Genomic DNA, 25,684 nt, shown 5'->3' with positions numbered 1-25,684 from the left:
GCAGAAGTCTCACTGGGTGGGTCGAGAACTGAGATTAGCCGCATGGCTAGAACTTTGGCAAGCGTTTGCAACTTTCGCGGATCTCGCCTGTTGACAGGGGGTTCGGCGCCAAGGATATTGACGACCAAGCAAACGCTACCTTCGCCGAACGGCCGTAACGGCCGAGCGATCCCCCCATCAAGGAGTCGAAAGAATGCCGGACCAGAAGACCCTCTCGCTGCGGCGCCGACCGGGGCTCGTCCTGGGCGTGGCCCTCGGGCTGCTCGCCCTGCTGCTCACCTCCTGCGGCTCGAGCGCGAACACGTCAGGAGACGGGGAGATCGACAGCTCGGCGACGCTGCGGCTGACCTACACCGGCGTGCAGACCCTCGACCCGGCGACGACGCCGGGCTCGACCGCCGTGCTCTCCAACACCTGGCCCGTCTACGACCGGCTCCTCCAGATCTCCGAGGACGGCGAGTACCTCCCGATGCTGGCCACCAAGTGGACGTTCTCGAAGGACGGGCTGACCCTCCGCCTGGACCTGCGTGACGGGGTCACCTTCTCCGACGGAACCCCGTTCACCGCCGACACGGTCAAGGCCAACATCGCGCGCTACCGGGGCGAAGACGTCAGCAAGAGCGCCACCGCGATCATCAAGGACGTCGAGGTCGTGGACGAGCATGCCGTCGACCTGCACCTCGCCTCGCCGAGCCGGGCCGTGCTGGGCTCCCTGGCCGCGGCAGCGCCGGGCATCATGATCAGCGAGAAGGCGCTCGACAACCCGGACCTCGGCACCAACCCGGTCGGCAGTGGTGCCTGGGTGATCGACAGCTTCCGCCCGGCGGAGCGGGTCACCTACAAGCTGCGCAGCGACAAGGACGGCATCTGGGACAAGGAGACCGGCAAGGTCGCCAAGGTCGAGATCGCGGTGCGCACGACGTCGACGGCCTTCGCGGCCATCCGCAGCGGTCAGGTCGACGTCGTCCTGTCGGGCGGTGACGTCAGTGAGCTGAAGTCCGGGATCGACCAGGGCACGTTGAAGATCCGCCCGCTGAAGAACGCCTCCACCACCGCTGCGCTTCACCTGAACCAGACGGTCAAGCCGTTCGACGACGTCCGGGTCCGGCAGGCGGTCAACTACGCCATCAACCGCAAGCCGCTGGTCGATGCCCTGGTGCCGACCACCACCGCGCGCGTCCAGCCGATGGCCTCGGTGGTCAACGGCTTCGACGAGTCCCTCGAGTCGACGTACTCCTATGACCCGGACCGGGCGCGGGAGCTGCTGAAGGAGGCTGGCCACGAGAACGGTGTCGACGGCGGCACCTTCTACGTCGCCAACTACGAGCCGTTCCCCGACGCCGCGCAGGTCGTGCAGGCAGACCTGGCCAGCGTGGGCATCAAGGTCGACCTCGAGCTCTACGACATCCGCCAGCTCTCGAGCGGGACGTACGGCGACAGCGATCGTCCCGGCGCGTTCATGTTCATGTCCTACCCGAGCCTGGAGCCGGGGGTCGCGCTCAGCCAGTTCCTCGAGAACCCGCTGGTGTTCCCCGGTGGCGTGCCTGCCGAGGTGGGCACGCAGATCGCCGCCATCGATGACTCGACCGCCACGCAGGAGGAGCGGGCCGGGCGTGCCGGTGCCGTGGTCAAGTGGGCCACCGACCAGGCGCTCTACGCACCGTTGTGGCAGGGCGTTCCCGGGTGGGTGATGACCAACAAGGTGCACGGTGTCGAGGACGGCAAGGCGTTCCTCGCGCCGCTGGGTGGCCAGGACTTCCGCTACGCCTGGATCAGCAAGTAGCTGACCCGCCCAACACGTCGACGACGGCGCGGAGCAGCACCTCGACGGTGAGGTGCGCTTCCGCCGCGTCGGCGTTGCCGTCCTCGAGACGCTGCTCGAGATCGGCGAGTGAGCGGGTCACCATCACCTGGACGAGGCGCAGCCGCTCCTCGCGCACGTCGTCCGGCACCCCCGACAGGTGTGACGCCATCAGGCGCCGTACCTCCTGGGAGCTGTGGCTGTGGCGGTCGTCGAACGGCTCGAAGTCGCGTCCGCGACCGAGGTAGCGGTCGATGAACCGCGCGTAGGCGCTGTCGCCGCGTGAGTCGATCACGAGGTCGGCCAGGGGCGTGACATAGGCATCGGCGAGGTCGGGCAACGACGGGCTCTCGTGGGTGGCGAGCAGGCGGCTGCGTTCCTCCTGGAGCGGCACCAGTCGCAGGTCGTAGAGCGCCCTGATCAGCCCCTCCTTCGTGCCGAAGTGGTATTGCACGGCGGAGTTGTTGCGCTGCCCGGCGCGCTCGCCGATCTGTCGCAGGGACACGAACTCGACCCCACGCTCGGCGAAGAGGCGTTCGGCCGCGAGCAGGATCGTCGTGCGGGCGTCGGTGGTCACCGGCGTGTGCTCCTTGTCAGTGGGACGGCCGTGCTCGGCCGCATCGGTCACGCCTACGTTGCGTTTAAGACACTACGTCTTACTTGCCCTCCAGGAGGAAATCGTGAGCCACCCGTCCCTGACCGTCACTCGCCTGACCCACTCCATCGGTGCCGAGATCTCCGGCGTCGACCTGGCCGCGGGCGTCGAGCCCGCCGTCGCCAAGGAGCTCGTCGACCTGTTCCACGAGCACCAGGTGCTGTTCTTCCGCGACCAGCAGCTCGACGACGTCTCGCACCGCGACTTCGCCAGGAACTTCGGCCCGCTGCAGCACTTCGCGTTCCTGCCGCCGGTCTCCGCGGACGTGCCCGAGGTGCACGCAATCGACATCGACGGCGCCAAGCCGAAGACCGCCAACGCCGATATCTGGCACTCGGACGCGACCTTCCTGGAGGAGCCGCCGCTCGGTTCGATGCTGCGCGCGGTGATCCTGCCGGACGTCGGCGGCGACACCCTCTGGGCCTCGATGTACGCCGCCTACGACGCCCTGTCGTCGCACGTGCAGCGCCTGATCGAGGGGATGACCGCCGTGCACGACTCGTCCAACTCGACCAGCCACGCACGCAAGAGCGTGAATGCCGACTACCAGCCCGTCCACCACCCGGTGGTGCGCACGCACCCGGTGACCGGTCGCAAGGCGCTGTTCGTCAACAAGACGTTCACGACGCGGCTCGACGGAGTGACCGACCGCGAGAACGAGTCGCTGCTGCCGATGCTGACCGACCACGTGCGGTCTCCTGACTTCCAGGTGCGCTTCCACTGGACCCCCGGTTCGGTCGTGTTGTGGGACAACCGCTGCACGCAGCACTACGCCGTGGCCGACTACGCGGGCCGCCGTCGCATGCACCGCGTGGTCATCGACGGTGACGCGCCGGCGTGAGGTGGATGGGCCTCCGCGACCGGGGCCGGGAACGGTCCCGGTCGCGCGGGCTCAGATGACCGCCGTGCGACGCGCGATCTCCTCCGCCACGTTGGCGCTCGGCGGTGTGCGGTCGGTCAGCATCGCGGCCCGCCGGGCGGCGATCTCGGCGAACCGCTGGGGGTGGGTCGCCACCCAGAACTGCCGATCGGCCACACCCAGCAGGATCCGCCGGGCGGCGACCTCCGGGGTGATGCCGTCGTCGCGGAGGTGCCCGCGCATCGTGTCGAGCATCTCCTCGGTGGCCGCCCGGTCGACGGTGTCGGTCAGCGCATCCTCGAAGATGCGGGTCCGCACGGCGGCCGGGCAGGCCACAGAGACACTCATCCGCGGGAACTGCTCGGCGGCCTCCAGGTACAAGCACTCGGTCATCGCAAGCACAGCGTGCTTCGAGGCGTGGTAGGCCGCATTCATCGGGCTGCTGCTGACCGCGGCGACCGACGCCACGTTCGCGACGTACGTCGACCGCGGGCTGGCGCCCATCCGCGGCACGAAGGAACGGATCCCGTGGAAGACGCCGTCCGCGTTCACCCGCTGCATGCGCTGCCAGGTCTCGGGGGAGGTCTCCCAGATGCGACCCACGGACTCGATGCCGGCGTTGTTGACCAGCAGCTCAACCGAGCCGTAGGTGTCGAAGGCGGCCTCGGCCAGCGCATCCACCGCCGCGGCATCGCGGACGTCGGTGGGCACGGCCAGCACGTCGGCCCCGAGGGCGGCGAGCTCACCGGCCACCTCGTCGAGCCTCGCGGCGTCCAGGTCTGCGACGACCACCTTCATGCCGAGGTCTGCGGCGAGGTGGGCGAGTCCGGCGCCGATGCCGCCACCGGCTCCGGTGATCACGGCGGTCCCGCCGCCGAAGGTCTCGCGCAGGTCAGTCATCACTGCCTCGCAGCACCGCGAAGTCACCGAGCGTGATCTGCATGTCGAACGTCCGCAACGCGAGCCGCCAGCCGTCCGTGGTGCTCACCCAGCGGTCGTCGTACTCGCCCATGCACTCGAAGAAGGAGCCGGCCATCGGGCCGGCGCCGACGTGGTGCACCCGGGCATAGGCGAGGGTGCGTGCTCCGCCCTCGGTGAATTCGACGCGCAGGTTGCCGATCAGGTGCTGGGTCGGGCCGACGCCGTCGAGGTGGGCGCGCATCTTGGCGATCGTGTCCTCCAGACCGGTCGCGCCGTAGCCTGACCCGTCGTCGGCGAACGTGGCCCGCACGGTGTCCCAGTCGCGGGTGTCGATGGCCTTCTGCAGACCGAACAGGGCCTCCGCAAGCTCGTCCTTCGCAGAGTGCAGCTCGGCTCCAGATCGCTGGACTGCCGTCATGGGTGTGCTCCTCAGGTGGGTCCGGTCGGATGCTCCGGTTCTATGCGAACGGGGCGCCACGGACCCGATCTGTCCCGTTGAGTGGTTCCGGTGGTCGGGACCCTGCGCCGGTCAGGTTCGCCTCGTCGCTAGGTTCGCGACATGACCGAGCTGACTCACGAATCGACCCTGCGCGAACTGTCCACGGACCAGGGCGTGCTGCGCTACCACGAGGCCGGAGAGGGGCCGCCGCTGCTGATGCTGCACGGTTCCGGGCCCGGTGTGACCGGCTGGCGCAACTACCGCGGCAACCTCGCCCGGTTCGCCGAGCACTTCCGCTGCCTGGTGCTGGAGTTCCCCGGCTTCGGGGTCAGCGACGGTGCCGACGTCCACCCGATGGCGGCCGCCGTACCTGCCGTGGGGGCGTTCCTCGACGGGCTCGGCCTCGACCAGGTCGACGTCATCGGCAACTCGATGGGCGGAATCGTCGGCACGCAGTTCGCCCTGGCCCAACCCGACCGGGTCCGCCGACTGGTCACCATCGGCGGCATGGGGCGCAACATCTTCAGCCCCGGCCCCGGAGAGGGCATCAAGCTGCTGATGGAGTTCACCGACGAGCCCACCCGCGAACGCCTCGTGAAGTGGTTGCACTCGATGGTCTACGACCCGGCCATGGTCACCGAGGAGCTCATCGAGGAGCGGTGGGAGCAGGCCACCGACCCGGCCACCCTGGCGAGTGCCCGCAAGATGTATTCCACGGCCGCGATGACGGCCAACTTCAAGGCCGCCGCCGCGTCCGACGAGGCGCCGTACTGGGCGAAGCTGCACAAGATCAAGGCGGAGACCCTGATCACCTGGGGGCGTGACGACCGGGTGAGCCCCATGGACATGGCGCTCCTGCCGATGCGCACCATCCCGCACGTGGAGCTGCACGTGTTCCCCAACTGTGGGCACTGGGTGATGATCGAGCAGAAGGTGGCGTGGGAGAGCGCCGTCCTCGCGTTCCTCACGCGCGACGCCGCCGGTCGATGACCTCGGTCGCTCCCGGTCACCGGGACGCGGCGTTGTGGCCCCTGGTGGCGGCCTAGGTTCCTCCTACCCACATTCAGTGGCCGGGGAATGCGAGAGAGGACAGTGATGAGAGTCACTTTGGTTACACACAGGATCAAGGCGGCGGTGGTGGCGGTCGCGGCGGGGGCGATGCTGCTCGCCGGCTGCGGCGGGGGCACGAACGCTGCTGGCAGTGGGGAGAACGACCCCGACGCGACACTCCGCATCATGTACGGCATGGCGGCGTCCCTCGACCCGGTCGATGCTCCCGAACCGGCGCAGCTGACCTTCTCGACCTGGCCGGTCTACGACACGTTGATCACGATCGGTGACGACTCCACCTACCAGCCGATGCTGGCCACGGAATGGAAGTTCTCCGCCGACGGCAAGGCGCTGTCCCTCACGTTGCGCGACGGGGTCACCTTCAGTGACGGCACGCCCTTCGACGCCGCGGCGGTGAAGGCGAACCTCGACCGCTACCTGGCCGCCGACAAGTCGGCGGTGCAGATCGCCCTCGGCTCCGTGGCGAGCGTCGAGACCACCGGCAAGCTCACGGTGGACGTGAAGCTCAAGCAGCCGACCACGGCGATCCTGTCCGCCCTGGCCAGCAACCTGGGCGGCATCATGATCTCGCCGAAGGCGCTGACGTCGGGCGACCTGAAGAGCAAGCCGGTCGGCACCGGCGCCTACACGATCGAGTCGTTCAAGCCCGGCGAGGAGGCGGTCTACGTCCGCCGTACCGACGCCGGCGCGAAGTGGGACCCCAAGACCGGCAACGTCGCCAAGGTCGTGATCAAGAAGATCGCCAGCGACGACGCGAAGTACAACGCGCTCAAGAGCGGCCAGATCGACGTGACCACCTGGACCGGTGACCCGACCGTCTTCACCAAGGGTCAGGTGCAGACCGTCGCCCTCGACACCGCGCTCAACCTGGTCGGGATGTACTTCAACCCGAAGGTCAAGCCGCTCGACGACGTGAAGGTGCGCCAGGCGATCAACATGGCGATCGACCGCAAGGGCATCACCGAGGCCTTCGGCCCGGAGAACGAGGTGCGCGTGCAGCCGTGGCCCAAGGGCCTGGGCGGCTTCGAGAACTCTCGTGAGGAGCAGTACACCTTCGACCCGAAGGCCGCGAAGGACCTGCTGGCCGAGGCCGGCTACCCCGACGGGTTCACCATTCCCGGTGAGTTCCTGACCAACAACGCCTCCAGCATCGACAAGATCAGCGAGGTGGTGCAGGCGAACCTGTCCGACATCGGGATCAAGTTCGAGCTGCGCCCGATGGACATCCTGTCCCAGATCACCGGCTACGCCGAGGGCAACTACTCGGGTCAGTTCATGTACATGTCGCTGCCGTCGATCGACAGCTCCGCCTGGCTGCAGCGCCTCTTCGCCAACCCCGTCTGGTCTCCGGCCGGCCCGTCTCCCGAGATGACCGCCCTGATGGCCGGCGCCGAGGACCCGACCCTCAGTGACGACGAGCGTGCGGCCAAGGTCAGCAAGGCCGTGCAGTACGCAACCGACAACGCGCTCTACGCCCCGATCTTCCAGGGCGTCGGCGGGCTGGCGGCATCGAACAAGGTCACCGGTCTCGACGTGCTTCCGTCGCAGAGCGGCGTGGCCAACCTGCGCTACCTGGGCATGACCAAGTAGCTCACGCACCACACCACGGGCCGGTCGATCCTCGGATCGACCGGCCCTTGGTGTGTGCATGTGTTCCCGGTCACCGGGATGTGTCGTGGGGCACTTCCCGGGCGCCCTACTTTCCAACTACCACATCCGGTGGCGGGAAACGGCAGAGAGGTCAGTGATGAGAGTCACTCTGGGTACGCGGAAGATCAAGGCGGCGGTGGTGGCAGTCGCGGCGGGGGCGATGTTGCTCGCCGGCTGTGGCGGCGGCACGAACGCGGCCGGCGGCGGTGAGAACGATCCGGACGCCACGCTACGGATCATGTACGGCATGACGGCGTCGCTCGACCCGGTGGATGCTCCGGAGGCCGCGCAGCTGACCTTCGCCATCTGGCCGGTCTACGACACGTTGATCACGATCGGTGCGGACTCCACCTACCAGCCGATGCTGGCCACCGAGTGGAAGTTCTCCGCCGACGGCAAGACGCTGTCGCTCACCCTGCGTGACGGGGTCACCTTCAGTGACGGCACGCCGTTCGACGCTGCGGCGGTGAAGGCGAACCTCGACCGCTACCTGGCCGCCGACAAGTCGGCCGTGCAGGCCGCACTCAGCTCCGTGGTGAGCGTCGAGCCCACCGGTGACCTCACCGTGGACGTGAAGCTGAACCATCCGACCACGTTGATCCTCTCGGCGCTGGCCAGCAACCTGGGCGGGATCATGATCTCGCCGAAGGCGCTGACGTCGGGCGACCTGAAGAGCAAGCCGGTCGGCACCGGGGCCTACACGATCGAGTCGTTCAAGCCGGGCGAGGAGGCCGTCTATGTGCGTCGTACCGACGAGGGTGCGACGTGGGATCCGAAGACCGGCAACGTCGCCAAGGTCGTGATCAAGAAGATCGCCAGTGACGACGCGAAGCACAACGCGCTGAAGAGCGGCCAGATCGACCTCACCACGTGGACCGGTGATCCGGCCCTGTTCCCCGAGGGACAGTTCCAGACCGTCGACCTGAACACCTCGCTGGGCATGGTGGGCATGTACTTCAACCCGAAGGTCAAGCCGCTCGATGACGTGAAGGTGCGCCAGGCGATCAACCTGGCGATCGACCGCAAGGGCATCGTGGAGGCGTTCGCCCCGGTGAACGAGGTGCGCGTGCAGCCGTGGCCCAAGGGCCTGGGTGGTTTCGAGGACTCGCTCGAGGAGCAGTACGCCTACGACCCGAAGGCCGCGAAGGACCTGCTGGCCGAGGCCGGCTACCCGGACGGGTTCACCATTCCGGGGGAGTTCCTGACCAACAACACCTCCAACATCGACAAGATCAGCGAAGTGGTCCAGGCGAACCTGGCCGAGGTCGGGATCAAGTTCGAGCTGCGCCCGATGGACGTCCTTTCCCAGATCACCGGCTACGCCGAGGGCGGCTATTCGGGGCAATTCATGTACATGTCGCTCGCGTCGGTCGACAACTCGGCCTGGCTGGACCGACTGTTCGTGAACCCGGTGTGGAGCCCGGCTGGTGCCTCGCCGGAGCTGGTCGCCCTGATGGAGGGCGTCGACGACCCCACGCTGACTGATGAAGAGCGTGGCGCCAAGATCAGCAAGGCGGTTCAGTATGCGACCGACAATGCGTTGTACGCCCCGCTGTTCCAGGGTGTCGGCGGACTGGCCGCCTCGAACAAGGTCAAGGGGCTGGACAATCTCGCCGCCCAGATCGGGGTCGTGAACCTGCGCTACGTGAGCATGACCAAGTAGTCCTTCACAAGCCTGTGGCCGGTCGATCCGAGGATCGACCGGCCACAGTTGTCTTCGCCCGTGTGCGGGCTGGGGCGTTCAGACGGTCTTGGCGATGTAGACGTCGCAGGGCGCGTGCTGCGCGACCGTGGTCGCGATGCTGCCGAGCACGCGGGCAATGCCCTGGACCCGCTTGTTGCCGACCACGATCAACGTCGCCTTGTGGCGCTCGGCCTCGCCGACCAGTGCCTCTCCGGGCTTGCCGGGAGAGGCACTGCTGCTCACCTCGACACCGTCGGCGTCCAGGGACCGGACGACCTCCCGTGCGGTGGCGGCGGCCTCGTCCGCAGTGGAGAGCATCCAGCGGTCGGTGCCGGTGCCGACGACCTCGGCCACCCGGTCCCGGTCGTAGGCGCAGATCACGTGCAGACGTGCGCCGATGCCGGCGGCCAGATTCGCCGCGGTCTGCGCCGCCTGCCGTGCGGTGGGACTGTCGTCCACCCCGACGATGATGAGTCCTGACATTTGATGCTCCTCGGATGATCGCGCGTGGACTGTGGACGCTAGTCGCGCGGAGTCACCCGGTCGGGCCCGAGTCTCGCCACCCGGGACTGCCATCAGACAGGGCGAGCTCGCGGGGTGGACGGATGGTCGGCGACCAGCAGGATGCGATTGGCCGCGGGGTTCATGAAGGCGGCCTCGTCGGTGGCGATCGCCTCGCGCAGCGACGGGTCGCGGTCGGCCATCGCGAACATCTCGTGCATGGCGGCGTCGTCGTGGAAGACGATCTCGGTCACCACGTCGATCCCGTCGTGGTTCGCGGGAGCACCGCCCTCGGCGTACGGCGGGTCGACGTAGTTGCGGGTGTAGCTCGCGAACAGGTGCGCGAAGTGAGACATCGCGAACGGTGCGTGGTGGTTCTCGTAGTAGTCCCGGAACTCGCCGGCGGACAGGCCTTCCTTGCGATGGAACAGTCCGATCAACTTGGGCATGCTCAGACCTTCCTCTGTCCGACCCTGGTGGCGTTCTCGAGTTGGTCGATGCGGTGCTCGAGCCAGCCCGAGAGCCAGAAGTTCGCTTCGTGGGCTGGGTCCTCGAGCAGCGTGCGGTGCGAGTCGAGCAGCTGCCGGCTCGCCTGCGGATGGTCCGGGGTGTGCGCGAGCACGGCCTCCGCGAGGGCGGTGGCCTCGGCATGCTGGCCCTCCCCGGCGCGGGTCGCGGCCAACCGGAGCACGCTGTCGACGCCACCGGCCTCGACGAGGTCTGCGAGCACCTGGTTCGGCCCGATCGCGAGGAGCTCAGACGTTCGCTCGTGACGGAACCACCCCAGGTAGGTCTCCCAGATCGTGCGGACACCCCAGGCGACCCGGCCATAGCCCTGGCCGACCCGCAGCTCGGGCGGGAGGGCGACCTCGCGGACGAGAGTGTGCAGGTCGACGCCGTCATTGATGCCGCGAAGGGTCTCGTCACGGACGTAGGACACGGCGTCGTGCATGCGTTGCAGGCAGGCGTCGATGAGGTCGGCGCCCACGATCGGGTCGCCCCGCCCGGTGACCAGCATCTCTGGACGCAGGTCCCGGAGTCGGCGGATCGTGGCGAGGTAGGGCTCCACCTGGCGGTACTCGTGGCCGCGGATCGTGTTCAGGTTCGGGAAGTGGCAGAACAGCGGCCCCAGCAGGTTGCTGATCAGGGCGATCCGGTGCTGGGGGAGCCAGACCATCGCGCCGTCCGTGGTCTCGCCGGTGCCGTGCCACAGCTCGACGTCCAGGCCGCCGAGTGTGAAGGCCATCCGGTCCTCGAAGGTCAGGTCGGGAACGGGCGAGTCCTGCTGGAGCGAGAGATCGGGCCGCTCGGCGGCGAACCTCTTGATCTCAGCGGTCGGCGAGAGGTCGAACCAGGCCGCGTTCCACAGACGCATCCGTCCGCGGATCCGGGCGTCCTGGCCCTGGGCGAACTGGTTGCGCGCCTGGGCGACGTAGACCGTGCCGTCGTCGCGGAAGTTCGCCACCCCGCCGACGTGGTCGGTGTGGCCCTGCGTGGTGATGACGTACGGCGTGGGACCCGGGCACACCTGGTCGAAGAGGTGACGGTGGTGCACCGACTCGTAGCCGAGGCCGGTGTTCACGATGATCCGGCCGGCATCCGTGACCAGCATGTAGGCGTAGGACGCCCCGCTGGATCGGTACAGGAAATCGGTCAACGGCACGGCTTCGTCGTCGTACACGAAGTCGAGCAGCACCTTGCCGGGTCGCTCGTCGATGAGTCGGTCGACTTCGGCGGCCAGGTTGCTGGGAGAGGTCATGGTGGTCATCCCTTGATCAGGTAGCCGCCGTCGACGGCGATGGTCTGTCCGGTGAGGAACTTGGCAGCGTTGCTGGCCAGGAAGAGGACGACCGGAGAGATGTCATCAGGCTGCCCGACCCGGCCCATCGGCGTGCGCGCGATGGTGGGCGCGACGGCAGCGTCGTTGCCGACCAGGCCGGAGGTCATGTTGGTCTCGACGAGGCCGGGGGCCACCGCGTTGACCCGGATCGAGTCCTTCGCCCAGGCAAGGGCGAGGGACTTGGTCATCTGCACGATGCCTGCCTTGGCGGCGCCGTACCCCGGGACCACCTCCACGGCCTGGAAGCTGGTCATGGAGGCCAGGTTGACGATCGCCGCGCCATCCGCGGAGGACAACAGGTCGTGGCAGGCGTTCGAGAGCCTGAAGGCCGAGGAGAGATTGATCCGCAGCGCGTCCTCGAAGACGTCGGGGTCCCATTCGTCGCGACGCACGAGGTTCTGGCCCGCGTTGTTGACCAGCACGTCGAGCTGGCCCAACCCGGCGGCCAGTGCCTCTATCTGGGTGGGTTCGGACATCTCGCACTGGACGTAGCTGATGCCGTCGAGGTCCGCGTCGTACTCGTCGGCGGAGTCGCGGCGGCCAGTGACGGTGACCTTGGCGCCGGCCGATCGGAAGTCGTGGGCCATGGCCAGGCCGAGGCCGCTGGAGCCGCCGGTGACGAGGACGTGCCGGTCGCTGAAGTCGAAGGAAACGTTCATCGGGGGTCTCGTTTTCTGGTCGGGTCCGGCGACCGTAGCCAATTCTTGAACATTGTTCAAGAGATTCTTGAACAATGTTCAAGTCCTCGCTAGTCTCCACGTCGTGACCAGTCAGAAGGAACCATCGGCCGCCGACGACAAGCGTCGGCTCATCCTCGACGCGGCCGTTGAGCTCGTCTCCGAGGGCGGGTACTCAGCGCTGTCGATCCGCGCGCTCGCGTCTCGGGCGGGGATGAGCCTCGGGCTCCTCTACTACTACTTCGCCGACAAGCACGCAGTCTTCGCGGCCCTCATGCGCGACCAGCAGGCCACCATGGTGGAGCTGCTCGACAGCCAGCCGCGCGACCCGGGGCTGAGGTCCCTGCTCCTCGCCATGGTGGAGCCGACCCGGCGACAGTGGCTCCAGGTGGGGCGCCTGGTCGGGGTGTGGCGGGCCGAGCGTCCCGACGTGACTGTGGAGGCGAGGGAGCAACAGCTCGGCAGTGCTCGCATGCAGTTCGAAGCGCTGGAGCGAGCACTGCGGGAGTGCGCCGATGCCGAGGGGCGCACCCTGCGCGCCGAGCCCGAGATCGTGCCGTTCGTCTGGGCCTCGCTGATGGGCATCGCCGACCTGCACGCCCAAGGCTGGGTGACCCCCATTGACGAGGACCGACTCACCGACATCACCGTCAGCGCCATCGAGGAACACGTCCTCGTGCCGATCAAGGAGTGACATGCCCACCCGTGAAGAGATCTGCCGCCTGTGCGATGGCTACATCGCCGCGCTCAACCGCCGCGACCCTGAAGCAGTGATCGCGTTCTTCGCCGAGGACGCCGTGCAGGAGGAGCCGGTCGGTTCGGCCCCCAACGTCGGCCGGGAGAAGATCCTGGCCTTCTTCGAGGGCCACCGCGAAGCGCCGATCACGGTGACCCGATTCGGACCGGTCAACGTGGTCGGCAACCGGGCGGCGTTTCAAGCGTACGTCGCCATCGACACACCTGACGGCTCGGTCGCGATCACCACCACCGACGTGATCACGGTCGATGACGACTGCCTGATCAGTGAGCTCCTTGCCTTCCCCGACCGCGAGGGAGACCCCGACGACGCACCGGGAGCCCGCCTGCTCGCCGACTCGTGGGCGAAGACGAGCAGCGTGACATGAGGCTTCGCATCGACGACCTGACCGAGCCCGTGCTGACCGACGTACAACGGATGGCACTCGCTGATGCCGAGCAGCACCCGGTCGACCTGACCGTCGAGGCGGTTCTGGCCCGGTCCCGTCAGGCGACCGGGCTCGACGACTTCGGCGCCGACGACTTTCGCGAGCGGATGCGGGTCTGGCTCGACGAGGTCCGGACCGACCCCAACCGCACCGCCTTGGCTCGCCGGGTGATGTTCGGCCTCTGCGTCAAGCACGCCTCGAACCGACTGCGCATCGAGGCCCTGCTCGCGCGGCACCCGGAGATCCACGACCAGCAGATCGTCGCGCCGGTGTTCGTCACCGGGCTGCCGCGGTCCGGCACCACTCACCTCGTCAACCTGCTCGCGGCCGACACCAGGTTCAGGTCCCTGCCGTTGTGGGAGGCCGACCAGCCGGTGCCAGACAGGGGTGAGTCACCGGGACGCGACGGACTCGACCCGCGGTTCGCCCGGTGTGACGAGGCGTGGGACCGAATGCGGTCGGGCAATCCCTATCTCGCGGCGTGGCACACGATGGCCCCCGACTCGATCCACGAGGACATCGAGCTCTGGGCGAATGACTTCGCCGGCTACAACCCCGAGTGGATCTTCCAGATGATGCCGAAGTGGCAGGCGCACTACCTGGACCACGACCAGACACCGCACTACGAATATCTTCGCACCGTGCTGAAGATCCTCCAGTGGTACCGCCCCGGCGAGCGCTGGCTGTTGAAGTGCCCCCAGCACCTGGAGAACCTCGGCCCCCTCACGAAGGTGTTCCCCGATGCGACGCTGGTGATGACGCAGAGAGACCCCGTGGGTGTGGTGCAGTCGGCCGCGACCCTGCGTGCCTACGGCGCCCGCACGATGTACCACCGCTTCGACGTGAACGAGATCCTCGACTACTGGGCGGCCCTGGTGGAGCGACTGCTCCGGTCAGCAGCGCGCGACCGCCACCTGCTTCCCGAGGGCGCGATCCTCGACGTGCCCTTCCACGAGTACATGGCCGACACCATGGGCACGGTCGAGCAGGTCTACGCGCACGCCGGGCTGGAGCTCACCGAGCAGGCCCGCTCCGAGATCACGGCGTACGTCGACGCGCACCCACGCGACAAGCACGGGTCGATGACCTATGACCTGAGAGCAGACTTCGGTGTCACGCCCGAGACGCTTCGTCAGCGTTACCTCTTCCACCTCGAGCGGCATCCGGTGCCCGTCGAGGTGCACTGAACACGTCACCCCCGCGCGCGTGCCGAAACCACAGGAGGAGAAGGTCATGGACAGTGCCCGCGAGATTGAAAACCTGCTGTACCTCTACGCCGAACGCATCGACAACGGCGACCTGGACGGCGTCGCCGCACTCTTCGCACACGGCCGCGTCGTACGTGGTGACGGGCCACCGGCCGAGGGGAGCGACGCCGTCCGCCGGACGTACCGGACCAGGCTGTACGCGGACGGCACACCGCGGACCAAGCACGTGACGACCAACGCGATCATCGAGGTGGACGAGGAACGTGGCACGGCGTCCTGTCGCAGCTACTACACCGTGTTCCAACAGACAGCGGCGTTGCCGCTCCAGGCGATCATCACGGGGCGCTACCACGACACCTTCCACGTCCGCGACGGTCGCTGGTGGTTCGACACCCGGACCTTCCAGGTCGACCAGGTCGGGGACGTGAGCCAGCATCTCGACGAAGCACAATCCCTGGGCCTCACTCGACGCATGGTCGAGAAGGGCTGACCGGTCCTGGCAGCTTCGTCACATCGCGCTGCGTGCACCGCCGTCGACCCGCATCTCGGCACCGTTGAGGTAGGCGCCGTCGGCCGACGCGGCGAACGCGATCGCGGCGGCGAGATCCTCGGGCTCACCCGGTTGATGCCAGAGCGTGGCGAGACGTGAGTACCAGGTCGGGTCCAGGGCGCCGACGGTTCCGTTCATCATCGGGGTCCGTACGCCGCCGGGGGAGATCGGCACCACCCGGATCCGGCGCTCGCCCAGCTCGGCGGCAAGGCTCAGTGAGTAGGAGAGGAGCGCTGCCTTCGAGGCGGCGTACCCGGACATGCCGGGATGGGCTTGCGTCGCCGCGGTGGAGCAGACGTTCACGATCACCCCGGTTCCGTCCGGCAGGTGGGGGATCACCTCTCGGCACAGCAGCATCGGCCCGAAGGTGTTGACCATGAAGACATGGGCCAGCTGTTCGGCGGTGACGGCGTCGGCCGGAGTCAGATCGGTCATGCCGGCGACGTTGGCCAGCACGTCGATCGAGCCCATCGTGGCGCGTGCCGCCTCGACCGCGGAGACCAGCGAGTCCTCGTCGGTGAGATCCGCGACGAACGGCGTGAAGCGCTCGGGCTCAGCGACCTGGCGAAGAGTCTCACGCAGGCCGGCCTCGTCCCGGCCGACGCCGAACACACGGGCGCCTTCGGCGACCAGCCGCACCGCGGTCGCCCGGCCGATGCCGGAGGAGGCCCCGGTCACCAGGACCGACCTGTCGTCGAAGCGCCTCATGAGGTGGCGGCCGAACGCTCGGCACGGTCGGTGCCGGGGAGATGCTGCGCCTGCAGCCGGGGGATGACTTCGTCGGTGAGCAGGTGCACGCTCTTCCAGGCCTCGTCGATCGGCATCCCGCCGACCAGGGGGTGCAGCGTCACCGATGCCTCCGGACCCTGCTCGGCCAACTCCGCGAGTAACTCCTCCGGAGTGAGCACGCGGTAGCGACCGGAGGCGCGAACGTCCTCGATGGACCTGACTCCGCGCACGTGCATCACCGACTTCATGTCGGAGGCTGCCCAGGCGCCGTACTCGACCGCTTCCCACATCAGGTGCCTGCCCAGCTGCGACCAGGCGCGCTCGGGATCCTCGTGCAGGATCACCATTCCGGGGCGGTGCGCGGCGACCATGTTGGCCACGGGCTCGATGCCCTCAGCACGGCACAGCTCCTCGTAGTGGGCCAACAGGTCCGGGAGGTGGTCGGGGATCTGCAGTGGCAGCCGGAAGCGGACGGCGCGACGGGCGGTCGCCTTCGCCGAGCCGCCGACCATGATGAACGGATGCGGCTGGGTGAGGGGTCGCGGTGTGATCGCGACGGTGGTGCCGTTGTGGTCGAACGGCTCGCCGGTCCAGGCCTTCAGCAACGTCTCCAACAACTGGTCCATCAGCTTGCCGCGTTGGCTGTAGTCCTTGCCCATCGCGGCGTACTCGACCGGGCGGTAGCCGAGTCCGAGGGTGACACTCATCCGGCCGCCGCTCACCTGGTCCACGACCGCGAGGTCCTCAGCGAGCCGGATCGGATCCCACAGCGGCCCGAGTGCCGCGGCCACGCCCACGCGGATGCGCTCGGTGCTGGCCAGGATCATGCCGCCGGTGAGGATGGGGTTGCTGCTCCAGCCGAAACCGCTCGAGTGGTGCTCATCGAGACTGATCAGGTCGACGCCCTTCGTGTCCGCGAACTGCGCCATCTCCAGTGCTGCGCGGAAGACGTGTGACTGCTGCACGGGATCCGGGTCGGGCAGGGCGAACGTGAAGCGCAGGGCGGTGCGGGGCATGGGACCTCCAAGGACCGTGAGCCCCAAGACTGGCCAGCGTCCGTGCAGTCGCTGTCGGTGATCCTGTTGGGTGGGACCTCGGTCGCCCGGCTACCGGGTCAGGAAGTCGACGAGCAGGTCGTTGACCTGAGCCGGTGCTTCCATCTGGACGAAGTGGCCGGCGCCGGGGATCACGTGCACACCCAGCAGCCCGGGGACCGAAGCACGCATGGCGTCCATCGATCCGGCGCCCGTGATCTGCCGGACCGGGTCACGGTCGCCGGTGACGAAGAGGACGGGCAGCGTGATCGGCTCGTCAGGCCGCTCCTGCTTCTCGGCCCAGACGTGATCCGCGGCGCGGTACCAGTTCAGTCCACCCGTGAAGCCTGTGCGGGTGAACTCCTGCACGTAGTGGCCGAACTCCTCCTCGGAGAGCCAGGGCCAGGGCAGACGAGGTGCCGTGGGGAGCACGTCGAGATAGCCGTTGCCCTCGCTGGTGTGCTCGAAGATGTCGGCGTAGCGGTAGCCGCCACTGAGCGCCCAGAACACCCGGCTCAGGAACCCGGCGGGGTCGGCGTCCAGCTCCGCGTCGGCCTTTCCGGGCTGCTGGAAGTAGTGCATGTGGAAGAAGTGCTGCGTCGCGACCCGGGCGTACGCCGCGCTCGGTCGCATCGGTGACGTGTCGGCCCGGGGCACACTCAGCTGGAAGAGGCCACGCACTCGGCCCGACGCCCACTGGGGGAGGTCCCAGACCAGCCCCGCGCCGAAGTCGTGACCGATGAACACCGCGTCGTCGATCGCGAGGGCGTCGAGCAGGCCGACCAGGTCGGCGACAGTGTGGGTGCGGGAGTAGGCAGCGGGATTCGTGGGCCGGTCCGTGCCGCCGTACCCGCGCATGTCGACGGCAATCGCACGGTGACCCGTGGCCGCGATCACCGGGAGCTGGTGGCGCCAGCTGTGGGCGAGGCCCGGGAACCCGTGGCACATCACCACCGCCGGCCCGGTGCCCTGCTCGAGGACCCGCATCCTGATCTCGCCGACGTCGACCAGGCGCTCGCGCAGTTGCATCGGATCGGATGCTGTCATCGGGTCCATGTCCTCTCCTCGGCCGGGTCCCGGCGACAGCCTGCCGACACCGTCCGGAGGGAGCGGTCGGTGATCCCAGTGGGTAGGACCAAGGCTGCCGATCGAAACCGGTTTCCCTACGTTCATGCGGGAGGGCAGCCCGCCTGGCTGTCTCGCACCCCGCCGAGGAGTCCTCCCATGAGCACAAGCAGAGACACCGTTGTCGCGGTGTGCGACGCCTACATCGCCGCGATGACCGTCGGTGACCCGGAGAAGACGGCGAGCCTGTTCTCACCGACCGCCACGCACGAGGAGCCGATCGACACCCCGGTGCGCCACGGCCGCGACGAGATCTTCGCCTTCCTCGACCAGTACAAGGACCTGGGCTTCAAGCTCACCCGGCTCGGGCCCGTGACGGTGGTCGGCAACCGGGGCGCCTTCCAGGTCCGTGTCGACATCCCTACCCCCGACGGCACCAAGTCGATGACCGCGACTGATCTCGTCACCGTCGACGACGAGGGGTTGATCTCCGGAATCGTCGTCCTCCCCGACGCCGAGGCGACGCCGTGATGACGTTGCTGCGTCCCTCGGGGCGGGCACACCAGCTGGCCGGCATGGCGGAGGACGCACTGCACGCGATCGCGACCATGGTGGAGAGCGCGAAGCGTGAGGCGAGCCGGTCACTGCCCTCGGGCACCTACGCCCTGGTCCGCCTCCGCATGGCTCACCTCCTCGGCGTCGACGACGGCTGGCATCCGGTGATCGGCGACGTACGACTCGAGAAGCTGGCCGACTGGCCGACCTCTCCGGCGTTCTCGGCGACGGATCGGGCGATCCTCTCCGTCGCGGAGCAGTTCCAGCTGGACGTGGCGGGGAGCACCGACCAGCAGCGGGCCGACCTGCACGACGCGCTCGGTGAGGACGCCGAGGCGCTGCTCGAGGTGCTGTACGCCGTCGACGCCGAGCTCCGCCTGTGCGCGGCGACCCGGCAGCTGTTCGGTGAGGACCCGGTGGCCGACGTGGCGCCCGACCTCGGGGTCGGACTGACCGATGCACTGAACCTGGTGACCACCGAGATCAGCAGGCTCGACACCCTCGACCCGCTCACCACCGAGCTGGTCCGGTTGCGCGGCGCGCGGCTGCACCACTGTCGGCTCTGCGAGTCGCTGCGGCATGCCGATGCGCTCGCGGCCGGCGGCACTGAGGACTTCTTCGCGCAGGTCGACGACTACGAGACGGCGGGCTTCTCCGACCGCCACACGGTCGCGCTGCGCCTGGCCGACGCGATCCTGGCGCGACCCGGCGACTTCCCGGACGGCCTTGCCGACCAGGTGCATGCCGAGTTCGCACCGACCGAAGCGCTCGAGATCGTGCTGGACGTCGTACGCAACGCCCGCAACAAGATCGCGGTAGCGCGCGGCACGGACGGCGATGGCGTGGGGGAGCAGGTGCGCGTCTTCGCCACACCGGGCGGTCGGTTCGAGCTGCGATGACCACGGACCCCAGAGGCATTCCCGACGACCTGCCCGAAGCGGGGCGTGCGTACGCCGGCTTCGACGGCAGGGTCGGTCGCACCATCGCCGGATCCGAGCCGTGGTGGCCACCGAGGCCACGGGCCACCGAGAAGGCACCCAACGTCATCGTCGTGCTGTGCGACGACATGGGCTACTCCGACATCGGCTGCTTCGGCTCCGAGATCGCGACTCCCAACCTCGACCGCCTCGCCGACGAAGGCGTGCGCTACACGAACTTCCACGTCACTCCGATGTGCTCGCCGACCCGGGCCGCGATGCTGACCGGGCGCAACTCCCACGCGGCCGGCATCGGCTACGTCGCCCACGCCGACCCGGGGTTCCCGGGCCAGGCGATGGAGCTGGCCGACGACGTCAGCACCATCGCCGAGGTGCTGCGCGACAACGGCTACTCGACCCTGATGGTCGGCAAGTGGCACCTGTGCAAGGACGCCGACGTCACCGACACCGGCTCCCGCAAGTCGTGGCCACTGCAGCGCGGCTTCGACCGGTTCTACGGGATCATGGACGGGATGACGGACATGTTCCACCCGCATGCCCTCTACCGCGACAACAGTCGGATCACGCCCGCCGAGCACCCCGACGACTACTACTTCACCGACGACCTCACCGACGAGGCGATCGCGATGATGCGCGCGGTCAAGGCCTCCGACCCGACGAAGCCGGCGTTCCTCTACTTCGCCCACGGGGCCGTGCATGCGCCGCTCAACGCGCCGGCCGCCGACATCGAGAGGCACCGCGGTGCCTACGAGGCCGGCTGGGACCGGATTCGCGCCGAGCGGTTCGCCCGTCAGCAGGAGCTCGGCGTCGTCGCGCCGGGCACGACCCTGGCTCCGCGCAACAGCGAGGAGGGCGACGACGTGCCCCCGTGGGACGAGCTTCCCGCCGAGCGCAAGCAGGTGTTCGCCCGCTACATGGAGGTGTACGCCGCGATGGTGCAGTCCGTCGACACCTCACTGGGCCGGCTCCGCGCGGCGCTCGAGGAGCTCGGCGAGTGGGACAACACCTTCCTGCTCTTCACCTCCGACAACGGGGCCTCGCGTGACGGTGAGACGCAGGGGAGCAGCCAATACTTCGACGTGCTGCGGCACTACCACGGCGGCGGCGCCGGGATGGACGCCGAGTTCGACCGCGACCTCGCCCGCATCGACGAGATCGGCGGGCCACGGTCGCTGCCGCACTACCCGCGCGGCTGGGCGATGGCCTCGAACACGCCGTTCCGGCTCTACAAGACCAACACCCACGCCGGCGGCCACTCGGTGCCGACGATCGTCAGCTGGCCGGCCGGGCTCACGACGGACGGCGGCGGTCTGCGGCGGCAGTACGTCCATGTGACCGACCTGTTCCCGACCCTCCTCGAGGTCACCGGGGCGACGGCGAGCGACCAGCGGTACGGCGTACCCCTCAAGCCCCTCGCCGGATCCAGCTTCCTGCCCACGCTCTCCGACGCGGAGGCGCCCGAGACCCATCGTGAGCAGTACTACGAGATGCAGGGCCACCGCGGCTACTACCGCGACGGCTGGGAGATCGTGACCAGGCACCGCCCGCTCACTCCGTTCGGCGACCACGAGTGGCAGCTGTACGACGTACGCACCGACCCGACCGAGACCCGCGACCTGGCCAAGGACCACCCCGACCTGGTCGCCGAGCTGGCCGCGTGCTGGGACCGAGCCGCCTGGGAGAACCAGGTGTTCCCGCTCAACGAGGGCTCCGGCCTGATGCGCAACCTGCGACCCGAGCGGGAGGACGTCTACGCCCTGCCGGTGCGCCTGGTGCCCGGCACGCCGACGCTGGAACGCTATCGGTCGCTGATGCTGGTCTACCGGCGCTCGTTCACCGTCACGGTCGACCTCGACTTCAGTCCCGGTGACCGTGGCGTGCTCTTCGCGCACGGCTGCCAGAGCGGCGGCTACTCGCTGTCCGTCGACGGCGACCGGCTCAGCTACTTCCACAATCACTCGGGCACCGTCGACGTGCTCGACCTCGGGCTCCTCGCGCCCGGCCCGCAGCAGATCGTGCTCGACGTCGAGGCGGGCACCGGCGGCCTGTTGGTCGACGTACGGGCACGAGTCGCGGGCGAGCCCCGCGGCAGCGCCGAGGGCCTGGTCATGCCGATGGGACAGGCAATGTTCCAGGGCATCGACATCGGCGTCGACCGCGGCTCACCCGTGAGCTGGGAACGCTTCGACGCCGAGGGCACCTTCGCCTGGCGTGGAGACCTGCATGCAGTCACCTGGACACCGGGAGCCCATGCCCCCGGCACCGGACCGGAAACCCTGGCACGACAACGAGAGATCGGGATGGCCTTCGAATGAGCGACACGACAACGACGACGGAGTGGGACGACGAGTGCGACGTGCTCGTGGTGGGCTCGGGTGGCGGTGGCCTGACCGGCGCCTACACCGCGGCACGAGAAGGGCTCTCGGTGATCCTCGCCGAGGCGAGTGACCGCTTCGGCGGCACCACCGCCTACTCGGGCGGCGGCATGTGGTTCCCCTGCAACGCCGTGCTGGAGCGGGCCGGGAGCACCGACACCTTCCGTGACGCGACGACCTACTACCGCTCGATCGTCGGTGACCGGACCCCCCGTGAGCTTCAGGACGCCTACCTGGAGACCGGCGCCCGGCTCGTCGACTACTTCGAGCAGGACGACGACTTCGAGTTCCTGGTCTTCCCGTGGCCGGACTACTACGGCTCGGCACCGAAGGCCAGCGCCACCGGCCGGCACATCATGATGAAGTCGCTGCGACCCGACGAGCTGGGCTCCCTGCGCGACTCGTTGCGCTCCACGCTCCCGGTCGAGCGCGCCGGCGCACCGCTGCCCGAGAGCATCGACGGCGGACAGGCGCTCATCGGCCGACTGCTGCTCGCGCTGTCCCGCCGCGAGGCGGTCGACCTGCGCCTGGACACCACGTGCGACGAACTGGTCCGTGAGGGCGACGCCGTGGTCGGAGCGGTCGTCACCCAGGCAGGAGTCCGTCGCCGGATCCGCGCCAGGCGTGGCGTCCTGGTCGCGGCCGGTGGCTTCGAGCACAACGAGCAGATGCGGACGGCGTACGGCGTGCCCGGCGCGTCCCGTGACGCCATGGGGCCGGCCACCAACCTGGGCCTGGGCATCAAGGCCGGCATCGACGTCGGCGCCGACACCGACCTGATGGAGGAGGCCTGGTGGTCACCGGGCCTGACCCACCCCGACGGGTCCTCGACGTTCTCCCTCTGGTTCACCGGCGGCATCTTCGTCGACGACAACGGTGAGCGTTTCGTCAACGAGTCCTGGGCCTACGACCGGATCGGCCGCGAGGTCATCGACAAGATCGCTGCCGGCGACGTGACGCTGCCGTTCTGGATGGTCTACGACGACCGCGACGGCGAGCGGCCCCCGGTGCGGGCGACCAGCGTGCCGGCGGGGGAGACCCGCGACTACCAGGAGGCCGGGCTGTGGTTCAGCGCCGACACCCTGGACGAGCTGGCGGCGAAGATCGGGGTGCCGGCGGACCGGCTGGCCGAGACCGTCGCGCGGTTCAACGGTTTCGTCGAGGCCGGTCATGACGACGACTTCAACCGTGGCGACGAGCCCTACGACCGGTCCTTCTCCGGTGGGGAGTCGCCGCTCGTGGCGATCGAGAAGGGCCCGTTCCACGCGGCCGCCTTCGGCCTCTCCGACCTTGGCACCAAGGGCGGGCTGCGAACCGACGCCTCCGCACGTGTGCTGGACCCCGAGGGTGCCGTGATCCGTGGGCTCTACGCCGCCGGCAACTCGATGGCGGCCCCTAGCGGCACGGTCTACCCCGGCGGCGGCAATCCGGTCGGCACCAGCATGGTCTTCAGCCACCTCGCGGCACTCGACATGGCGGGTGACAAGTGAACCGCAAGATCCTGCCCGTTCCCCAGCCACGGCAGACGATTGCGCCCTCCGTCGACCGCGTGCACCAGGACCCGGCGTTCCCCGTGCGGGAGCGGGTCTCCCCACCTGAGGGCGCCCCCAACGTGCTGGTGATCCTCGTCGACGACATGGGCTTCGGGGCCTCGTCGGCGTACGGCGGCCCGTGCCGGATGCCGACTGCCGACCGACTGGCCGCGGGCGGGCTGAGCTACACCCGGTTCCACACCACCGCGATCTGTGCGCCGACCCGGGTCTCGCTGCTCAGCGGTCGCAACCACCACAGCGCGGGCATGGGCACCGTGCCCGAGATGGCCACCTCGTCACCCGGCTACGACTGCATCCGGCCCGACACGATGGCCACGCTGCCGGAGATCCTGTCGGGCAACGGCTACCTGACCGGGGCCTTCGGCAAGATGCACCAGACGCCCATGTGGGAGGTCGGCGAGACCGGTCCGTTCGACCGCTGGCCGCTCAACGAGGGTTTCGACAGGTTCTACGGCTTCATCGGTGCCGAGACCAACCAGTTCACCCCGGCGCTGATCGACGGCTTCACCCCGATCGACCCGCCGCGCACCCCGGAGGAGGGCTACCACCTCTCCGAGGACCTGGTCGACCAGGCCACCACCTGGATCGAGAACGTGAGCTCGCTCGAGCCCGACCGCCCGTGGTTCACCTACCTGAGCTTCGGTGCCTGTCACGACCCGCTGCACGTGCCCGAGTCCGAGTCCTGGCGCGGTCGCTACCGCGGCGAGTTCTCGCGGGGCTGGACCGCCCAGCGGGAAGAGACCCTGGCCAGGCAGAAGGAGCTCGGCCTGGTGCCGCAGGACGCCACGCTGCCGGAGTTCGACCCGGACGTGCCCGACTGGGAATCCATGGGCGACGACGAGCGCATCGTGTGCGAGCGACTCATGGAGCTGTACGCCGAGTTCGCCGAGCACATGGACACCCAGATCGGCAGGCTGATCGACACGCTCGAGGGCCTCGGCCAGCTCGACAACACCTTGGTCGTCTACATGCTCGGCGACAACGGTGCGGCCGCCGAGGGCGGCATCAACGGCTCGGCGAACCTCGTGTGCAACCTCAACCGGGTGCCCTACAAGGTGGAGGACATCGTCGCGCAGCTCGACGAGCTGGGCGGCCCGATGACCTACCCGCACTATCCGGCGGGCTGGGCGCTGGCGATGAACACCCCCTACCAGCAGTCGAAGAAGTACGCCTCGCACTACGGCGGCACCCGCAACGGGATGATCGTGCACTGGCCGGAGAGGATCACCGAGGCCGGCGTGCGCCACCAGTGGCAGCACTGCGTCGACCTGACGCCGACCGTGCTCGAGGCCGCCGGCATCCCGGTGCCCGACGTCGTCGACGGCGTGCCCCAGGCGCCCATGGAGGGCACGTCGTTCGCCGACACCTTCACCGACCCCGACGCCGAGGAACGCCACACCACGCAGTACTTCGAGATCCATGGCAGCCGGGGCATCTACGACCACGGCTGGACGGCGGTCACCCGCCACATGTCGATGCCATGGAGCCGGCCCTACCGCCCGGCCCCGCCCTTCGCCGAGGACGTCTGGGAGCTCTACGACACGACCTCCGACTGGACCCAGGCCGAGAACGTCGCCGAGAAGTTCCCCGAGAAGCTCGAGGAGCTCAAGGCGAAGTTCCTGGTCGAGGCCGGCCGCTACCAGGTGCTGCCGCTGGACGACCGCATGCAGGAGCGCTTCGACCCGGCTGCGGCGCCACGACCCGACCTGCTCGGTGACCGGCGCTCGGTCACCCTGCGGCCGTCCATGCACGGACTGCGAGAGGGCATCGCGCCCGACGTGAAGAACACGTCGTTCACGATCACCGCCGACCTCACGGTTCCGGACGGCGGCGCCGACGGTGTGCTGATCGCCCAGGGCGGACGGTTCTCGGGCTGGTCGCTCTACGTCAAGGACGGCTGTCCGGTCTACTGCTACAACCGTGCCGGCGAACGCACCTGGATCCGTGGGGACTCCGCCGTACCGGCCGGGGACCACGTGGTGGGGCTCGAGGTCACCTACGACGGGGGAGGCGTGGGCAAGGGCGCCGACGTCGTCCTGACCGTCGACGGGGCAGTGTGCGGGTCGGGCCGCCTCGAGCGCACGATCGGCTTCCAGTTCTCGATGGACGAGACCATGGACGTCGGGCGTGACCGGGGCACCCCCGTCACCGAGGAGTACGCCGCACTCCCGCGTGACAACGCCTATCGAGGTGGGCTCAAGCAGGTCCGCATCGACCTCGCCGAGCGAGTCGACGGCCCCAGCGTGGAGGAGCGGCGACGCGTCGTGATGACCACGCACTGACGTGGCGCTGCCGGGCGGCCGGGCGGTGAAAGGTGATCCCGATCACTGGGACCACCCAGCCGCCCGGCCTCCTCCGCCGCGAAGGTTGCCCCAGAGGACGTTTTCGACTGAGG

The 25,684-nt window shown here is 68.7% G+C and carries 24 protein-coding genes; 14 read left to right on the top strand and 10 right to left on the bottom strand.

Annotation, left to right across the window (positions count from 1 at the left end):
- The first annotated feature begins 193 nt into the window (after nucleotides 1-193).
- A complete protein-coding gene (locus tag ASD66_RS00770; protein ID WP_056889758.1) occupies nucleotides 194-1,783 on the top strand; it encodes an ABC transporter substrate-binding protein in 1,590 nt (529 codons plus the stop codon).
- On the opposite strand, the gene ASD66_RS24640 is transcribed toward ASD66_RS00770, so the two are convergent.
- Nucleotides 1,773-2,378 (bottom strand): TetR/AcrR family transcriptional regulator, encoded by a 606-nt coding sequence (locus ASD66_RS24640; protein ID WP_162254234.1) that lies wholly within the window; start codon nucleotides 2,376-2,378, stop codon nucleotides 1,773-1,775. The two genes, ASD66_RS00770 and ASD66_RS24640, sit on opposite strands and share 11 nt — an antisense overlap.
- Nucleotides 2,379-2,481: 103 nt before the next feature.
- Between ASD66_RS24640 and ASD66_RS00760 the strand changes: the two genes are divergently transcribed.
- Nucleotides 2,482-3,297 (top strand): TauD/TfdA dioxygenase family protein, encoded by an 816-nt coding sequence (locus ASD66_RS00760; RefSeq protein ID WP_200949818.1) that lies wholly within the window; start codon nucleotides 2,482-2,484, stop codon nucleotides 3,295-3,297.
- A gap of 51 nt (nucleotides 3,298-3,348) precedes the next feature.
- On the opposite strand, the gene ASD66_RS00755 is transcribed toward ASD66_RS00760, so the two are convergent.
- Both ASD66_RS00755 and ASD66_RS00750 read right to left on the bottom strand, forming a co-directional pair.
- Nucleotides 3,349-4,215 carry an SDR family NAD(P)-dependent oxidoreductase gene (locus ASD66_RS00755; RefSeq protein WP_156388484.1) on the bottom strand — a complete coding sequence of 289 codons (867 nt, stop codon included), beginning with the start codon at nucleotides 4,213-4,215 and terminating at the stop codon, nucleotides 3,349-3,351.
- Complete coding sequence (locus ASD66_RS00750; protein WP_056889756.1) at nucleotides 4,208-4,654, bottom strand: nuclear transport factor 2 family protein; 447 nt, start codon at nucleotides 4,652-4,654, stop codon at nucleotides 4,208-4,210. The genes ASD66_RS00755 and ASD66_RS00750 overlap by 8 nt, the downstream gene beginning before the upstream one ends.
- Before the next feature lie 141 nt (nucleotides 4,655-4,795).
- Here ASD66_RS00750 and ASD66_RS00745 point away from each other — a divergent pair, with 141 nt between their 5' ends.
- The 3 genes from ASD66_RS00745 (at nucleotide 4,796) to ASD66_RS00735 (ending at nucleotide 9,059) form a co-directional block, all read left to right on the top strand.
- Nucleotides 4,796-5,665 carry an alpha/beta fold hydrolase gene (locus ASD66_RS00745; RefSeq protein ID WP_056687243.1) on the top strand — a complete coding sequence of 290 codons (870 nt, stop codon included), beginning with the start codon at nucleotides 4,796-4,798 and terminating at the stop codon, nucleotides 5,663-5,665.
- A 105-nt stretch (nucleotides 5,666-5,770) separates the two neighbouring features.
- Nucleotides 5,771-7,336: an ABC transporter substrate-binding protein gene (locus ASD66_RS00740; protein ID WP_162254233.1), complete on the top strand. Its 1,566-nt coding sequence runs from the start codon at nucleotides 5,771-5,773 to the stop codon at nucleotides 7,334-7,336.
- 157 nt (nucleotides 7,337-7,493) lie between these two features.
- Complete coding sequence (locus ASD66_RS00735; RefSeq protein ID WP_056687235.1) at nucleotides 7,494-9,059, top strand: ABC transporter substrate-binding protein; 1,566 nt, start codon at nucleotides 7,494-7,496, stop codon at nucleotides 9,057-9,059.
- 78 nt (nucleotides 9,060-9,137) lie between these two features.
- Here ASD66_RS00735 and ASD66_RS00730 read toward each other — a convergent pair whose 3' ends face one another.
- From ASD66_RS00730 to ASD66_RS00715, 4 genes are all read right to left on the bottom strand, one after another.
- A complete protein-coding gene (locus ASD66_RS00730) occupies nucleotides 9,138-9,563 on the bottom strand; it encodes a universal stress protein (protein WP_056687232.1) in 426 nt (141 codons plus the stop codon).
- Between the two features lie 92 nt (nucleotides 9,564-9,655).
- The gene (locus ASD66_RS00725) at nucleotides 9,656-10,030 is read right to left on the bottom strand and encodes an EthD domain-containing protein (protein ID WP_056687230.1); all 375 of its coding nucleotides are present in this window, start codon (nucleotides 10,028-10,030) and stop codon (nucleotides 9,656-9,658) included.
- 2 nt (nucleotides 10,031-10,032) lie between these two features.
- On the bottom strand, nucleotides 10,033-11,340 hold the full coding sequence (locus ASD66_RS00720) for an alkyl sulfatase dimerization domain-containing protein (protein WP_162251034.1): 1,308 nt from the start codon (nucleotides 11,338-11,340) through the stop codon (nucleotides 10,033-10,035).
- A 5-nt stretch (nucleotides 11,341-11,345) separates the two neighbouring features.
- Entirely contained in the window at nucleotides 11,346-12,080 is a 735-nt protein-coding gene (locus tag ASD66_RS00715; protein WP_056687225.1) for an SDR family NAD(P)-dependent oxidoreductase, read from the bottom strand.
- A 103-nt stretch (nucleotides 12,081-12,183) separates the two neighbouring features.
- On the opposite strand from ASD66_RS00715, the gene ASD66_RS00710 reads away from it, so the two are divergent.
- The 4 genes from ASD66_RS00710 to ASD66_RS00695 are packed head-to-tail and all read left to right on the top strand — an operon-like array spanning nucleotide 12,184 to nucleotide 14,980.
- Complete coding sequence (locus tag ASD66_RS00710; RefSeq protein ID WP_056687221.1) at nucleotides 12,184-12,792, top strand: TetR/AcrR family transcriptional regulator; 609 nt, start codon at nucleotides 12,184-12,186, stop codon at nucleotides 12,790-12,792.
- A 1-nt stretch (nucleotide 12,793) separates the two neighbouring features.
- The gene (locus tag ASD66_RS00705) at nucleotides 12,794-13,222 is read left to right on the top strand and encodes an SgcJ/EcaC family oxidoreductase (RefSeq protein ID WP_056687218.1); all 429 of its coding nucleotides are present in this window, start codon (nucleotides 12,794-12,796) and stop codon (nucleotides 13,220-13,222) included.
- Nucleotides 13,219-14,469: a sulfotransferase family protein gene (locus ASD66_RS00700; RefSeq protein WP_082564099.1), complete on the top strand. Its 1,251-nt coding sequence runs from the start codon at nucleotides 13,219-13,221 to the stop codon at nucleotides 14,467-14,469. Before ASD66_RS00705 ends, ASD66_RS00700 begins: the two co-directional genes overlap by 4 nt.
- A gap of 46 nt (nucleotides 14,470-14,515) precedes the next feature.
- The gene (locus ASD66_RS00695; RefSeq protein ID WP_056687212.1) at nucleotides 14,516-14,980 is read left to right on the top strand and encodes a nuclear transport factor 2 family protein; all 465 of its coding nucleotides are present in this window, start codon (nucleotides 14,516-14,518) and stop codon (nucleotides 14,978-14,980) included.
- 18 nt (nucleotides 14,981-14,998) lie between these two features.
- On the opposite strand, the gene ASD66_RS00690 is transcribed toward ASD66_RS00695, so the two are convergent.
- The 3 genes from ASD66_RS00690 to ASD66_RS00680 all read right to left on the bottom strand — a co-directional run bounded on the left by ASD66_RS00690 (nucleotide 14,999) and on the right by ASD66_RS00680 (nucleotide 17,859).
- A complete protein-coding gene (locus tag ASD66_RS00690; protein ID WP_056687209.1) occupies nucleotides 14,999-15,748 on the bottom strand; it encodes an SDR family NAD(P)-dependent oxidoreductase in 750 nt (249 codons plus the stop codon).
- Nucleotides 15,745-16,785 carry an LLM class flavin-dependent oxidoreductase gene (locus ASD66_RS00685; protein WP_056687206.1) on the bottom strand — a complete coding sequence of 347 codons (1,041 nt, stop codon included), beginning with the start codon at nucleotides 16,783-16,785 and terminating at the stop codon, nucleotides 15,745-15,747. Before ASD66_RS00685 ends, ASD66_RS00690 begins: the two co-directional genes overlap by 4 nt.
- A gap of 90 nt (nucleotides 16,786-16,875) precedes the next feature.
- Nucleotides 16,876-17,859, bottom strand: coding sequence for an alpha/beta fold hydrolase (locus ASD66_RS00680; RefSeq protein ID WP_200949817.1), 984 nt, complete (start codon nucleotides 17,857-17,859; stop codon nucleotides 16,876-16,878).
- 168 nt (nucleotides 17,860-18,027) lie between these two features.
- Here ASD66_RS00680 and ASD66_RS00675 point away from each other — a divergent pair, with 168 nt between their 5' ends.
- From ASD66_RS00675 to ASD66_RS00655, 5 genes are read left to right on the top strand one after another with little or no spacing between them, the layout of a single operon-like run.
- Nucleotides 18,028-18,399: a nuclear transport factor 2 family protein gene (locus tag ASD66_RS00675; RefSeq protein ID WP_082564080.1), complete on the top strand. Its 372-nt coding sequence runs from the start codon at nucleotides 18,028-18,030 to the stop codon at nucleotides 18,397-18,399.
- Nucleotides 18,399-19,322 carry a carboxymuconolactone decarboxylase family protein gene (locus tag ASD66_RS00670; protein ID WP_056687200.1) on the top strand — a complete coding sequence of 308 codons (924 nt, stop codon included), beginning with the start codon at nucleotides 18,399-18,401 and terminating at the stop codon, nucleotides 19,320-19,322. Before ASD66_RS00675 ends, ASD66_RS00670 begins: the two co-directional genes overlap by 1 nt.
- Nucleotides 19,319-21,676, top strand: coding sequence for an arylsulfatase (locus tag ASD66_RS00665; protein WP_082564079.1), 2,358 nt, complete (start codon nucleotides 19,319-19,321; stop codon nucleotides 21,674-21,676). Before ASD66_RS00670 ends, ASD66_RS00665 begins: the two co-directional genes overlap by 4 nt.
- Nucleotides 21,673-23,226, top strand: a complete 1,554-nt coding sequence (locus tag ASD66_RS00660) for an FAD-binding protein (protein ID WP_056687197.1) — start codon at nucleotides 21,673-21,675, stop codon at nucleotides 23,224-23,226. Before ASD66_RS00665 ends, ASD66_RS00660 begins: the two co-directional genes overlap by 4 nt.
- Nucleotides 23,223-25,571 carry an arylsulfatase gene (locus tag ASD66_RS00655; protein WP_056889755.1) on the top strand — a complete coding sequence of 783 codons (2,349 nt, stop codon included), beginning with the start codon at nucleotides 23,223-23,225 and terminating at the stop codon, nucleotides 25,569-25,571. The genes ASD66_RS00660 and ASD66_RS00655 overlap by 4 nt, the downstream gene beginning before the upstream one ends.
- Nucleotides 25,572-25,684: the final 113 nt, after the last annotated feature.

It is taken from the genome of Nocardioides sp. Root151 (assembly GCF_001427925.1).
GTDB lineage: Bacteria > Actinomycetota > Actinomycetes > Propionibacteriales > Nocardioidaceae > Nocardioides.
The sequence above is the reverse complement of the archived record's forward strand: the minus strand, read 5'-3'. Positions and strand labels throughout refer to the sequence as shown.

Excerpts from the sequence above, each read along its gene's own strand:
- ASD66_RS00770 (WP_056889758.1), top strand. The coding sequence starts at position 194 with ATGCCGGACCAGAAGACCCTCTCGCTGCGGCGCCGACCGGGGCTCGTC.
- ASD66_RS00755 (WP_156388484.1), bottom strand. The coding sequence starts at position 4,215 with ATGACTGACCTGCGCGAGACCTTCGGCGGCGGGACCGCCGTGATCACC.
- ASD66_RS00750 (WP_056889756.1), bottom strand. The coding sequence starts at position 4,654 with ATGACGGCAGTCCAGCGATCTGGAGCCGAGCTGCACTCTGCGAAGGAC.
- ASD66_RS00745 (WP_056687243.1), top strand. The coding sequence starts at position 4,796 with ATGACCGAGCTGACTCACGAATCGACCCTGCGCGAACTGTCCACGGAC.
- ASD66_RS00740 (WP_162254233.1), top strand. The coding sequence starts at position 5,771 with ATGAGAGTCACTTTGGTTACACACAGGATCAAGGCGGCGGTGGTGGCG.
- ASD66_RS00735 (WP_056687235.1), top strand. The coding sequence starts at position 7,494 with ATGAGAGTCACTCTGGGTACGCGGAAGATCAAGGCGGCGGTGGTGGCA.
- ASD66_RS00730 (WP_056687232.1), bottom strand. The coding sequence starts at position 9,563 with ATGTCAGGACTCATCATCGTCGGGGTGGACGACAGTCCCACCGCACGG.
- ASD66_RS00725 (WP_056687230.1), bottom strand. The coding sequence starts at position 10,030 with ATGCCCAAGTTGATCGGACTGTTCCATCGCAAGGAAGGCCTGTCCGCC.
- ASD66_RS00720 (WP_162251034.1), bottom strand. The coding sequence starts at position 11,340 with ATGACCTCTCCCAGCAACCTGGCCGCCGAAGTCGACCGACTCATCGAC.
- ASD66_RS00715 (WP_056687225.1), bottom strand. The coding sequence starts at position 12,080 with ATGAACGTTTCCTTCGACTTCAGCGACCGGCACGTCCTCGTCACCGGC.
- ASD66_RS00705 (WP_056687218.1), top strand. The coding sequence starts at position 12,794 with ATGCCCACCCGTGAAGAGATCTGCCGCCTGTGCGATGGCTACATCGCC.
- ASD66_RS00700 (WP_082564099.1), top strand. The coding sequence starts at position 13,219 with ATGAGGCTTCGCATCGACGACCTGACCGAGCCCGTGCTGACCGACGTA.
- ASD66_RS00695 (WP_056687212.1), top strand. The coding sequence starts at position 14,516 with ATGGACAGTGCCCGCGAGATTGAAAACCTGCTGTACCTCTACGCCGAA.
- ASD66_RS00690 (WP_056687209.1), bottom strand. The coding sequence starts at position 15,748 with ATGAGGCGCTTCGACGACAGGTCGGTCCTGGTGACCGGGGCCTCCTCC.
- ASD66_RS00685 (WP_056687206.1), bottom strand. The coding sequence starts at position 16,785 with ATGCCCCGCACCGCCCTGCGCTTCACGTTCGCCCTGCCCGACCCGGAT.
- ASD66_RS00680 (WP_200949817.1), bottom strand. The coding sequence starts at position 17,859 with ATGGACCCGATGACAGCATCCGATCCGATGCAACTGCGCGAGCGCCTG.
- ASD66_RS00675 (WP_082564080.1), top strand. The coding sequence starts at position 18,028 with ATGAGCACAAGCAGAGACACCGTTGTCGCGGTGTGCGACGCCTACATC.
- ASD66_RS00670 (WP_056687200.1), top strand. The coding sequence starts at position 18,399 with ATGACGTTGCTGCGTCCCTCGGGGCGGGCACACCAGCTGGCCGGCATG.
- ASD66_RS00665 (WP_082564079.1), top strand. The coding sequence starts at position 19,319 with ATGACCACGGACCCCAGAGGCATTCCCGACGACCTGCCCGAAGCGGGG.
- ASD66_RS00660 (WP_056687197.1), top strand. The coding sequence starts at position 21,673 with ATGAGCGACACGACAACGACGACGGAGTGGGACGACGAGTGCGACGTG.